Consider the following 11,349-nt stretch of genomic DNA (forward strand, 5'->3'; position numbering starts at 1 on the left):
CCTGTTCCTGTTCGCCGGCGTGACCTACGTCAGCTACCGCCGCATCTGGAAGGGCGTCGCCCACTAGGGAGCCGCTTTCCGCTCACGAACGAACCCGCCGGGGCCCCAGCGCCGGCGGGTTTTGAGCGGGCGAGGGCCGGCGAAGGGGCGCGGCGGGCGAATATCCGTCGTGCGGTGATCGACACGGGCGGATCGACGCCCTAACGTCCCCGCCGTTGTCTTCCGGCTGAGGGTGTTTCCGTCCATGCGTCTCCTTTCGACCGCCGCCGCGCTCGCCGCCGGCGCCCTGATTTCCGGCTGCGCCACCGTCGCCGCCGAGCCTGCAGCTGCGGCCTTCGACGCCGCGCGGCTGTCCGAACATGCGCGGGTGCTGTCGGACGACAGCTTCCAGGGCCGGGGCATCGGCACGCCGGCCGAGGACATGGTCGTGCGCTACCTCAGCGAACAATACGCCGCGGCCGGTTTCCAGCCGGGGGGCGAGAACGGCGGCTGGACCCAGAATGTGACGCTGAACCGGTTCACCGTGTCGGAGACGCAGGCGGCCTTCGAGGTCGCCGGCGAGACCATCCCCATGGCCCAGGGCCGGGAAATCGTGATCTCGACCCGGCTGCCGGGCCGGCATGTGATGCTGAGCGACGCCCCCCTGGTCTTCGTCGGCTACGGCATCAAGGCGCCGGAGCGGAACTGGGACGACTTCAAGGATGTCGATGTACGCGGCAAGGTCATCGTCGTGCTGGTCAACGACGCCGATTTCGAACAGCCGGAACTGAACACCTTCAACGGCCGGGCGATGACCTACTACGGCCGCTGGACCTACAAGTATGAGGAGGCGGCGCGGCAGGGCGCGGCGGGCGTCATCGTCGTCCACGAGACCGCGCCGGCGTCCTACGGCTGGGCCACGGTGGCCAACAGCTGGACCGCGCCGCAGTTCGACATCGTCCGCGACGACGCGGCGGCCGAGCGGGTCCAGATGGAGAGCTGGATCCAGCGCGACGTGGCCGTCGATCTGTTCCGCAAGGCGGGGCTGGATTTCGACGCGCTGAAGGTCCAGGCGCGCAGCCGCGACTTCCGCCCCGTCGAGCTGCCGGGCGCGAGCTTCAGCGGCATGTTCGACGTGAGCACCAGCCAGATCACCACGAGAAACGTCCTCGCCCGGCTGCCGGGAACCACCCACCCGGACGAGACCGTCCTCTACACCGCCCACTGGGACCACATCGGCGTGGGCGAGCCCGACGCCAACGGCGACGCCATCTTCAACGGCGCGGTCGACAACGCCACCGGAACCGCCGGCCTGCTGGAGCTGGCCCGCGTCTGGGGCGCCGGTCCGCGTCCGGAGCGGTCGATCGTGATGATCAGCTTCACCGCCGAGGAGAGCGGCCTGCTGGGCTCGGAATACTACGCCGCCAACCCGATCTGGCCGCTGGAGACCACCGTGGCCGGTTTCAACATGGACGCCATGAACGTCTACGGCCGCGTCGCCGACCTGGGCGTCATCGGACACGGCCAGTCGGAGCTGGACGAGTTGCTGGCCGCCGCCGCGGCGCGTCAGGGCCGCAGCGCGGCCCCCGACGCCAATCCGGCCGCCGGCAGCTATTTCCGCAGCGACCATTTCCCCCTGGCCAAACGCGGCGTGCCGATGGCCTACGCCGAGGGCGGCGGCGAGTTTCGCGATCCGCCGGTCGAGCCGCGCGAGGCCGCCCGCGACGAATACACCTCCAAGCGCTACCATCAGGCCGATGACGAATGGTCGGCCGACTGGGATCTGGCCGGCCAGGTCGAGGACCTTGAGGTCGCCTACTGGATCGGTCGCGACCTGGCGAACAGCCGCGCCTGGCCCGGCTGGAAGCCGGGGTCGGAATTCGGTCCCGCGCGGGCGGCGAGCGAAGCCGCCCGCCGCTGACATCCGCCCCGGCCGGGGAGATGACGAAAACTTAACGAGCGGTCTGTCGGACCCGCCCTAGAGTGCATCCGTTTTCGGGATGGAGCGCCCTTGATGTTTCGTGCATTCGCCAGCGGCGCCGTCGTCGCCGGCCTGCTGCTGGGCGCCGGCGCGGCGCTGTCACAGGATTTTTCCGCCCGGCGGATCAGCGACGACGTCCGCACCATCAGCGCCGACGAATTCCAGGGCCGCTATCCCGGCTCGGCGGGCGAGCGGATGACGCTGGCGTGGCTGCAGTCGCAGTACGAGGCCATGGGCCTCGAGCCGGGCGGGCCGGACGGCCAGTGGCTGCAGCCGGTCCGCCTGGAGCGGTTCACGCCGGTCGAGGGTGCCGCCAGCGCCGGCTGGACGGGGCCCGACGGCGCCGTCCATCCGCTGATCGTGGGCGAGGACGTGACGCTCCGCGCCGCGACCAATGACGGGCAAGCCTCGATCGCCGATGCCCCGCTGGTATTCGCCGGCTACGGCATCACCGCGCCAGAGCGAAACTGGGACGACTACGGCGACATCGACGTGCGCGGCAAGGTCGTGGTGGTGGTCGGCGGCGAGCCCCCGGGGGCGCTGTTCAACGGCGCCTACGGCACCAACTACGAATCCGGCGCCTACAAGGCCGACGAGGCCTTCCGCCGCGGCGCCGTCGGTCTCGTCACCGTGGTCCGCCACACGGCGGATTCGCCGATGTGGCGCCGGACGACGCAGTTCGGCAGCCGCACGCGCACCCTGACGCCGGGCGCCGCAGACCTCGAGTTCGCCATGGCCGTCAACCATGACGTGGCGTTGCAGTGGGCCGCCGCCGCCGGCCTCGACATCGACGGGCTGACCCGCATCGACTCCGGCGCCTTCAAGGCCGTGCCGCTGAACGGCGTCACCCTGAGCGCGGAGATGCGGGAGACCAGCGAAACCCTGGTCACGCACAATCTGCTGGCTCGTATTCCGGGAACGGAACGCCCGGACGAGACGGTCATCTATTCGGCGCACTGGGACCACGTCGGCGGCGAGGCCCAGCACCCGGATAGCCTGGGCGACAAGATTTTCAACGGCGCCTGGGACAACGCCTCCGGCACCGCCGGCGTGGTCGAGATGGCGCGCCAGCTCAGCCGCGCCCCCCGGCCGGAGCGCTCGATCGTCTTCGCCCACATGGCGGCCGAGGAGATGGGCCTGATAGGCGCCTACGGCTATGTCGCCGATCCGGTGTACCCGCTGGAGACGACGGTGGCCGACATAAATATCGACATGCTGCCCCTGTCGGGTCCGACCCGGGACGTGCCGATCTTCGGCAAGGGTCAGACCGACCTGGAGGACCGGCTGCAGGCCCTGGCCGCGCCGCTGGGGCGCTACGTCTCGGACGACGGCATGCCGGAGGAGGGTTTCTACTATCGCTCGGACCATCTCCCGTTCGCGCGCGCGGGTGTGCCGGCGATCATGCCGTGGCATGGCTGGGACTGGGTCGAGGGCGGCCGGGAGGCGGGCGAGGCGGCCTGGCGCGCCCGGTTTGCGGCCGTCTATCACAAGCCGTCGGACGAATGGTCGGCGGACTGGAACCTCACCTCGGCGGTGGAGAACCTGACGCTGCTGTACCATCTCGGTCTGGACCTCGCGAACAGCGGGGACTGGCCCGGCTGGAAGCCGACCTCGGAATTCGCACAGGTGCGAGCGCGCACCGCCCCGGCGCGCCAGTGAGCCTGACGATGCGGCCCCTGACCGGCGACGGCTCGCCGCCGGTCGAGGGCTCGTATCCCCAGGCGGTCGAGGTGACCGGGCCGGGCCGTTGGCTCTACCTGTCCGGCCAGATTCCGGTGGCGCCCGACGGCTCCCTGGCCGCCGACTTCACCGGCCAGTGCGAGCAGGTCTGGGACAATGTCGAGACCCAGCTCGCCGCCGCCGGGATGACCCTGGACAACCTCGTCAAGGTGACGACCTTCCTGTCGGACCGGCGCCATGCGCTGGAGAACCGCGAGATCCGGCTGCGCCGGCTGGCGGGTCGGCAGCCGGCCCTGACGGTGATCGTCACCGGCATCTTCGACGAGGCCTGGCTGGTCGAGATCGAGGCGGTGGCGGCGGCGTAGGGCCTACGCCCGCTTCCGCACGAACACGGTGCCGGCCGAATAGCCGGCCCCGAAGCTGCAGATCAGGCCGGTGTCGCCGGGGGCGAAGCCGTCGTGGTGGAGGTGGAAGGCGATGATCGAGCCGGCCGAGGAGGTGTTGGCGTAGTCGTCGAGGATGACGACATTCTCCTCCGGGGTCGGCTCGCGGCCCAGCACCTTGCGGCCGATGAACTGGTTCATGTTGATGTTGGCCTGGTGCAGCCACAGGCGTTTGAGGCCGGCGGGGTCGAGGCCGAGATCGGCGGCGTGGTCGACGATCATGTCCGAGACCATCGGCACCACGTCCCTGAACACCTTGCGGCCCTGCTGGACGAACATCTTGTCGGTCAGGCCGCTCGGAGGGACGGGCTCGCCGCCGCCGGTCGGCAGGGCGGCCTTGTTCAGGAAGCCGAAATTGTTGCGGATGTTGTTGGACATCACCGTCTTCAGCCGCGTGCCCAGAATCTCCCAGCCGTCGACGGCCTGGTCCTCCGCCTCGATGATCACCGCGGTGGCGACGTCGCCGAAGATGAAATGGCTGTCGCGGTCCCTGAAGTTGAGGTGGGCCGAGCAGATTTCCGGATTGACCATCAGCACCGCCTTGACCGAGCCGGAGGCGATGAAGTCGGCGGCGGTCTTGATGCCGAAGGTGGCCGAGGAGCAGGCCACGTTCATGTCGAAGGCGAAGCCCTCGATGTCGAGCGCCTGCTGCACCTCGATGGCCATGGCCGGGTAGGGGCGCTGCATGTTCGAGGCGGCGCAGAGCACGGCGCCGATCTCCGATACCGGCTTGCCCCAGGCGGCGATGGCGTCGCGGGCGGCCTTCACCGCCATTTCGGCCAGCACCGACAATTCGTCGTCGGCGCGCTCGGGGATGTGCGGCCCCATGCGGGCCGGGTCGAGCACGCCGGCCTTGTCGATCACGAAGCGCGACCTGATGCCCGAGGCCTTTTCGATGAACTCGACGGAGGACGGGGTCAGGGCCTCGAGGTCCCCGGCGGCGATGCCGGCCGCGTGCTGCTCGTTGAAACGGGCGGCGAAGGCGTTGTAGGCCGCGACCAGTTCTTCGTTGGAGATCGACTGTTCGGGCGTGAACAGGCCGGTGGCGGCGATGACGGCTTTGGTCATTCTCGGGCGAGCCCTGTCCTTGGTTCGGCCCCGCGCCGTCGGCGCGCAGGTCCTGTTTGTGAACGGACTAGATAGGCCCGTCCGGGGCGCAGGTCGAGGCGGCCTCGTGGCGGGCCAGCAGGCGATGGGCGGCGGCGAGGTGCAGCCGCTCGACCATGCGGCGGCCGATCCGGATGGCCCCCTTGCCCTCGGCGTCGGCGGCGGCGAAGGCGGCGACGATCTCGCGGGCCCGTGCGACCTCTTCCGGCGAGGGCGAGAAGGCCAGGTTGGCGGCGGCGATCTGGTCCGGGTGGATCAGGCTCTTGCCGTCGAAGCCGAAGGCGCGGCCCTGCCGGCATTCCGCCTCGAGCCGGTCGGCGTCGTCGGTGGCGTTGACCACGCCGTCGATGGCCAGCAGGCCATGGCCGCGCGCGGCCGCGACGACGGCGGCCAGCCACGGCTTCAGCGGTTCGCGCCCGGGATCCAGCACCAGGTTCATGCGCTCGCCGAAATCATTGGTCCCCAGCATCAGGGCGGCGAGCGGCGGCCCGGCCCCGGCGATCTGGTCGAGGCGCAGCACCGACAGCGGGGTCTCGACCATGGCCCACAGGGCGACGCCCCCCGGCAGCCGGGCCGCCACTTCGCGCACCGCCGCGGCGCTCTCGACCTTGGGCGCGACGGCGAAGTCGGGCCGCAGCCCGCCCAGCGCCGCGAGGTCGTCCCCGCCCCAGGGCGTGTCGAGGCCGTTGATCCGCACCCCGACGCGGGCGCGGAAGCCGCCGGCCGCGACGGCCTCGGCGGCGGCGGCGCGGGCGGCCGGCTTGGCGTCGGGCGCGACCGCGTCCTCGAGGTCGAGAATCACCGCGTCGCAGTCCAGGCCCCGCGCCTTTTCGATCGCCCGGGGATTGCTGGCGGGCAGGTAGAGGACCGAGCGGACCAGCTGCATCAGACCCGGCCCGTGACCGGGATCAGCGCCCCGGTGACGGCCCGGCTCTCCGGCGAGGCGAGGAACAGCATGACGCGGGCCAGGTCGGCCGGCCGGACCCATCTGGCGGGATCGGCGTCGGGCATGTCCTTGCGGTTCTGTTCGGTGTCGAGGATCGACGGCAGCACGGCGTTGACGGTGACGGATGTCGACTTGAGCTCCTCGGCCAGGCTTTCGGTCAGGCGGTGGACGCCCGACTTGGCGGCGGCGTAGGGGCCCATCCCAGCGGCGGCCTTCAGGGCGCCGCTGGCTCCGACATTGACGATCCGGCCGTCCGGCGACCGCCTCAGGGCGGGCAGGGCGGCGCGGGTGGCGTTCAGGGCGGTGGTCAGGTTCAGGGCGAACATCCGGTCCCAGGCCGGCGGCTCGGCGTCGACGGGCTGCCAGACGAAGCCGCCGGCGACGTTGAGCAGCGCGTCGATCCGGCCGAAACGGTCGATCACGGCGGCCATCGCCCCTTCGGCCGCCGCGGCGTCGGTCAGGTCGACGCCGCCCAGTTCCAGGACCCCGTCGGGCGCGGACGGCCCCGCGGCGTGGTCGATGACGGCGACGTCGAGCCCGTCGGCCAGGGCGGCCTCGCGCATGGCGCGGCCGAGAACGCCATAGCCTCCGGTGACGACGAGGGTGCGGGTCATTTGGAACTCTCCTGACTTGTCGCGCCGGGGTCTGGGTCGCGGCGGCCGCCCGTCCGCATGGCCGAGGCCGTGAATCAGGCTCTAGCAGATGATCAGGACGCGAACACCCGCGCCAGCAGTCGCTCCAGCGCCGTCGCGTCCACCGTGTCGAAGGCCGCCTTTTCGGTCGCGTCGACATCGAACACGGCGATCAGCTCTCCGGTGCGATCCAGGACCGGCACGACGATCTCGCTGGCCGAGCGGCTGTCGCAGGCGATGTGGCCGGGGAAGGCGTGCACGTCGTCGACGACCTGGGTCGCGCGGTCGCGCGCCGCCGCACCGCACACGCCGCGGCCGAAGGGAATGCGCAGGCAGCCCAGCGTGCCCTGGTAGGGACCGACGACGAGTTCGCCCGTCCGCTCGGGATCGACGACGTAGAACCCGGTCCAGAAGAAGCCGGGGAAGGCGTCGGCCAGCATCGAGGCGACCGTCGCCATGCGCGCCCCGAGGTTGGGTTCGCCTTCGAGTACAGCGAGAATCTCCGCCTCGACCTCGGCGTAGCGGGCGGCCTTGTCGGCCGGGCGGTCGTCGCGGGCGACGTAGGACATGGGGCGGGCTCCTCGACGGTCCGAGCCATATAGACGCCCTCGCCGGGCGCCGCGAGGGGGGAAGATTTCGCCTGTCGGGAGAATCTCAACCTGCTGATTCTGGTGGACAACCCCGGTGGAGTCACAAAATGGCCGCGGTCCGGCAACGCTTTCTCTCGAAACGGCGTTAACCTTGACAGACGGTGAACTGGACCGGACTGTCCCGGTCGCGCAAACTTAACGGGCGGGCCGGGGCGCGCCCGCTCCAGTAGTGCGAGGGGTCCATGGGCGAGGGCGAGGCGAACAAGACCGACCGCGGCCGGTTCGACCGGTCGCGGGGCCCCGTAGCCATCGCCGCGATCGCCGGCGTGCTGGCGCTCATCGCCCTGGGCATGGGGTCCTGCGGCGATCGGGGGTCCGGCATCCGCTTCTGGCAGCGCACCGACGCGGCCTCCAACGCCTGTCCGCGACCGGCTTCGCTGGCCGGATCGGAGTTCAACGCCCAGGAGACCGGGCTGCGCGCGCTGCGCCGCGCCGCCTTCCGCGGCGACTTCTTCGCCCAGCTGGAGCTGGGATCGCGCTATGCCGCCGTCCGCGCCACGGACAAGAACATCGAGGATCCGATCGAGAGCGCCACCTGGTACGCCATGGCCCTGGCCAATGACGAAGGCTATGCGCCGATCAACCGGGTCGACCGGGGCGGCTTCGGCGGCTGGCGGCCGCTGTCGAAATACGACGACTGCCGGGCCTTCGAGCGGCACATGGCCTATCAGCGGCTCGACCGCCAGCTGGGCCAGATGACCCGCGAGGAGCAGGAGGCGGTGCGCGACCGCGTCGTCTACATCCTGTCGACCCAGGACGCCGAGGGCTTCCGCACCCTGGCCCGGCTGCATGACGGCCTGTACGGCCCGTTCGGAGAGCCGGAGGACAACCGCGAGGCGCGCGAGGCCTGGGGTCGCAATCCCGGCGGTCCCGACGGCCGCGACCGCCGCCGCGGCTATCGATCGGCGACCAGCCTGTTCCCCCGCAACGATGTCGACGCCTACCTCTACAACTATCTGGCGGTGCAGACCGGCGACGTGGGGGCCTATGTCCTGATGAAGGATTTCGAGAGGTCCGCGCCCAGCCGGGACCAGTACAGCCGTTTCGTCGAGGCCAAGGCCCGGCAGTGGACGCCGCCGTTCGAATTCTATCCCAATGAGGCGCCGGCCTCGGGCGTGCCGTTCTCCGACGAGAGCCGTCCGCGCGGCGACGCCTATGAATACGCCCTGACCCGGATGGGGGCCGAACTGCCCTTCGTCCACGTCGGCCGGGCGCTGCGTTACCTCGGCATCACCGAGACCGTCGCCCAGCGGCCCGAGGATCTGTCGAAGCGCCAGATCGAGACGCTGGAGGCCATGCTCGGCCATCCGATGGAGGGCCGGCTGTCCCATCTGGAGCGGGTGAGGGCGATCCAGCTGGCCGCCGTCAACGGCTCGTCCGAGGCCCAGCTGGTGCTGGCGGTGATGTACGCCGAGGGCATCGGCGTGCCCGCGGACTACGCCCGCGCCTTCAAGTGGTTCGACGAGGCCGCCCGTCAGGGCAGCCCCGAGGCCAAATTCGCCATGTCGAGCTATTTCGCGCTCGGCGTCTCGGGGGTGGCGGACCAGGACAAGGCCCAGGCCGTGGCCCTGCGCATCGATTCCGCCCTGTCCGGCTTCGGCCCGTCGGCGGCCCGCCTGCAGGCCGTGCTGGCCCAGGTCTCCCGTTCCCAGCAGCGCCGTTAAGGAGGGCGTGGACCCCATGTCGATCCGTTTCCCCCTCGCCCGGTTCCGCGGCGCCGTCGTCGCCGTCGCCGTCGTCGCGGCGGCCGTGGCGGGCGCCGCGCTGTCCCAGGCTTCGCAGGCCCAGGCGCAGGTCGCCGCCAAGGTCGAGAGCCAGACCCGGCCCAATTTCGGCCTGCTGCTGGACCCGCCGACGCGCAGCCACCGCAATCGCGGTTCGCACCACCGCCGCTACGACTATCGCCGTCACCGCCCGGACTGGGGGCGCGACTATCCGCACCATCAGCCCGGCGGCGAGGAGATCGTCCTGGTCGACTGCGGCGGCAATCCGGGCTCCGGCGCCGTCGAGGATGCGGTGCGCCGGGTCCGCCCGGGCGGCACCCTGATGATCCGCGCCCGCGCCGGCTCCTGCGTCGGCTGGCTGAACATCGACAAGCCGCTGACCATCATCGGCGAGGGTGGCTTCGATCCGCGCGACTGGGCCCGCGCCGGCCATGCGACGCTGCAGGCGCCCGACGGCCTGCCGTGCATCACCGTGGCCCAGGGCGTTCGGGTCGAGATCCGCGACATGGTGTTCGCCTCGCCCCGAGCCGGGGAAGCGGCCTGCATCGTCGGCTACGGCGCCGAGATCATCATGAACCGGGTGGGCCTGCGCCACGCCGGCGACGAAGCGGCCATCTACGTCGACGGCGGCCTGCTGGATGTGCGCAACACCGTCATCGAGGCCCAGACCATCGCCCCGGCCATCGTCGCCGACGGGGCGGTGCTGAACGCCTGGGAGGTTTCCGTGGCCGGGGCCCAGTCGGGCATGGAGCTGATCCCCGGCGGGGGTCAGGCCTCGCGCATCGCCTCGACCACGATGATCGGCACCGGCGCGCCCAACGCCTTCGGCCCCCGCTCCATAGGCCTGACCGTGCGCTCGGGACGAGACTACGGCCGGGTCGAGGTCGAGAACACCGCCATCGTCGGCTATGTCGAGGGCGTGGCCGTGGAAGGCGCCTCGGTCGACATCAGCAACAGCCGCATCGGCCGGTCCGACAAGGGGGTGGTGCTCTACAACGGCGAACTGCGACTGACCGACAGCCGCATCCGCGCCGGCACGGTCGGGGTCGCCGCCGCCTCGGGCAGCGCCGTGGTGATCAACAACGTCTTCGCCGGCGTACGCCAGGTGATCTACCGCGAGGGCCGCGCCAACGTCCAGGCGCGCGGCAACCTCGTCTATTCCCCCTATCTCTGCCGCCCCCAATTCTACAACCGCTACCGCGGCCGCCATGAACCCTACTGGCAGAGCGGCGAGGGCTGGGAGTGCGCCTCCGGCCCGTATCCCCGCGACTGGTGGGACGACGAGGACGGCCTGCTCGGCCTCGAATACCACGACGACGGCTATTCGCTGGACGGCTACGACCGCTTCCTGGACGGCTACGGCTGGTACGATTACGACGGCGGCTACATCTACCGGGATCGTCCGCGCGGCGACGACCGCTGGCGCGGAGGCTGGCGCCGGTAGGCCCGGCAGGACTCGAACCTGCAACCAGACCGTTATGAGCGGTCGGCTCTAACCATTGAGCTACGGGCCCGCCGTGGCGGTTCCGGTGGCCTAGCAGGCGGCGCGCCGACTTGCCAAGCGCCGTGGACGGGGCCGGGACGTCGCCGATTTCACGCCGATGAATGGAACCCGCCCACCGGGGCCATGCGTTGGTTCAGACAGGAACGGCCAAGGTGGCGTCACGGCCCGGAAATCCTTCGATCGACCGCCCCGCCTCAGGAGATGATTTCATGACCCGCTCCCCCGCTCCCCGGGCCCAGGCCGCCGCCCTGCCGGCGCTGTCGGACCGCGTCCTGCTGATCAGCGGGGGCCTGCTGGCCGCCGCCGCCGTGGCCCTGGCCGCGCCGGCCGCCTTCGCCCAGTCCCAGCCCGGCGGCGGCGCGCCCCTGACCATCCAGGCGGTGACCGAGCGCCCGTCGCTGAACCTGTCGGCCCATGGCGAGGTCAAGGCCGCCCCGGACATGGCGACGATCGGCTTCGGCGTGGTCACCGAGGCCCCGACCGCCGCCGAGGCGATGAGCCGGAACGCCGCCCGCATGAACCAGGTCATGGCCGCCCTGCGCCGGGCCGGCGTCGCCGAGCGCGACGTGCAGACCTCGGGGCTCAACCTGTCGGCCCAGTACGACTACGTCCAGAACGAACCGCCTCGGCTGCGCGGCTACCAGGCCAACAACCGGGTGACGGTGATCATCAACGACCTCGACGCCGTGGGCACGACCGCCGA

The 11,349-nt window shown here is 71.0% G+C and carries 10 protein-coding genes and 1 tRNA gene; 6 read left to right on the forward strand and 5 right to left on the reverse strand.

Annotation, left to right across the window (positions count from 1 at the left end; genetic code table 11):
* Positions 1-244 precede the first annotated feature (244 nt).
* The 3 genes from Q0588_RS05600 to Q0588_RS05610 all read left to right on the forward strand — a co-directional run bounded on the left by Q0588_RS05600 (position 245) and on the right by Q0588_RS05610 (position 4,005).
* Entirely contained in the window at positions 245-1,900 is a 1,656-nt protein-coding gene (locus Q0588_RS05600) for a M28 family metallopeptidase (RefSeq protein ID WP_298744516.1), read from the forward strand.
* Between the two features lie 93 nt (positions 1,901-1,993).
* Positions 1,994-3,619, forward strand: coding sequence for a M28 family peptidase (locus Q0588_RS05605; protein WP_298744518.1), 1,626 nt, complete (start codon positions 1,994-1,996; stop codon positions 3,617-3,619).
* A gap of 8 nt (positions 3,620-3,627) precedes the next feature.
* Positions 3,628-4,005 (forward strand): RidA family protein, encoded by a 378-nt coding sequence (locus Q0588_RS05610; protein WP_298744520.1) that lies wholly within the window; start codon positions 3,628-3,630, stop codon positions 4,003-4,005.
* A 3-nt stretch (positions 4,006-4,008) separates the two neighbouring features.
* Here the strand turns inward: Q0588_RS05610 and Q0588_RS05615 are convergent, their stop codons facing one another.
* The 4 genes from Q0588_RS05615 to Q0588_RS05630 form a co-directional block, all read right to left on the reverse strand.
* Positions 4,009-5,151: a beta-ketoacyl-ACP synthase III gene (locus Q0588_RS05615; protein WP_298744522.1), complete on the reverse strand. Its 1,143-nt coding sequence runs from the start codon at positions 5,149-5,151 to the stop codon at positions 4,009-4,011.
* A 67-nt stretch (positions 5,152-5,218) separates the two neighbouring features.
* On the reverse strand, positions 5,219-6,076 hold the full coding sequence (locus Q0588_RS05620; protein ID WP_298744524.1) for a CoA ester lyase: 858 nt from the start codon (positions 6,074-6,076) through the stop codon (positions 5,219-5,221).
* Positions 6,076-6,750, reverse strand: a complete 675-nt coding sequence (locus Q0588_RS05625; RefSeq protein WP_298744526.1) for an SDR family NAD(P)-dependent oxidoreductase — start codon at positions 6,748-6,750, stop codon at positions 6,076-6,078. The genes Q0588_RS05620 and Q0588_RS05625 overlap by 1 nt, the downstream gene beginning before the upstream one ends.
* A gap of 92 nt (positions 6,751-6,842) precedes the next feature.
* Positions 6,843-7,337, reverse strand: coding sequence for a GAF domain-containing protein (locus Q0588_RS05630; protein WP_298744528.1), 495 nt, complete (start codon positions 7,335-7,337; stop codon positions 6,843-6,845).
* Positions 7,338-7,600: 263 nt separating this feature from the next.
* On the opposite strand from Q0588_RS05630, the gene Q0588_RS05635 reads away from it, so the two are divergent.
* Together Q0588_RS05635 and Q0588_RS05640 are read left to right on the forward strand one after the other, a co-directional pair.
* Positions 7,601-9,082, forward strand: a complete 1,482-nt coding sequence (locus Q0588_RS05635; RefSeq protein WP_298744530.1) for a tetratricopeptide repeat protein — start codon at positions 7,601-7,603, stop codon at positions 9,080-9,082.
* A 16-nt stretch (positions 9,083-9,098) separates the two neighbouring features.
* Complete coding sequence (locus tag Q0588_RS05640) at positions 9,099-10,586, forward strand: hypothetical protein (RefSeq protein ID WP_298744532.1); 1,488 nt, start codon at positions 9,099-9,101, stop codon at positions 10,584-10,586.
* Here the strand turns inward: Q0588_RS05640 and Q0588_RS05645 are convergent.
* Positions 10,584-10,656 (reverse strand) — tRNA-Ile (locus Q0588_RS05645). The genes Q0588_RS05640 and Q0588_RS05645 overlap by 3 nt on opposite strands.
* A gap of 199 nt (positions 10,657-10,855) precedes the next feature.
* Between Q0588_RS05645 and Q0588_RS05650 the strand changes: the two genes are divergently transcribed.
* Positions 10,856-11,349, forward strand: a 494-nt coding sequence (locus tag Q0588_RS05650) for an SIMPL domain-containing protein (RefSeq protein WP_298744534.1), incomplete at its 3' end; no start/stop codon positions are given.

Origin of the sequence: uncultured Brevundimonas sp. (assembly GCF_937870815.1) — a bacterium.
Lineage (GTDB): Bacteria > Pseudomonadota > Alphaproteobacteria > Caulobacterales > Caulobacteraceae > Brevundimonas.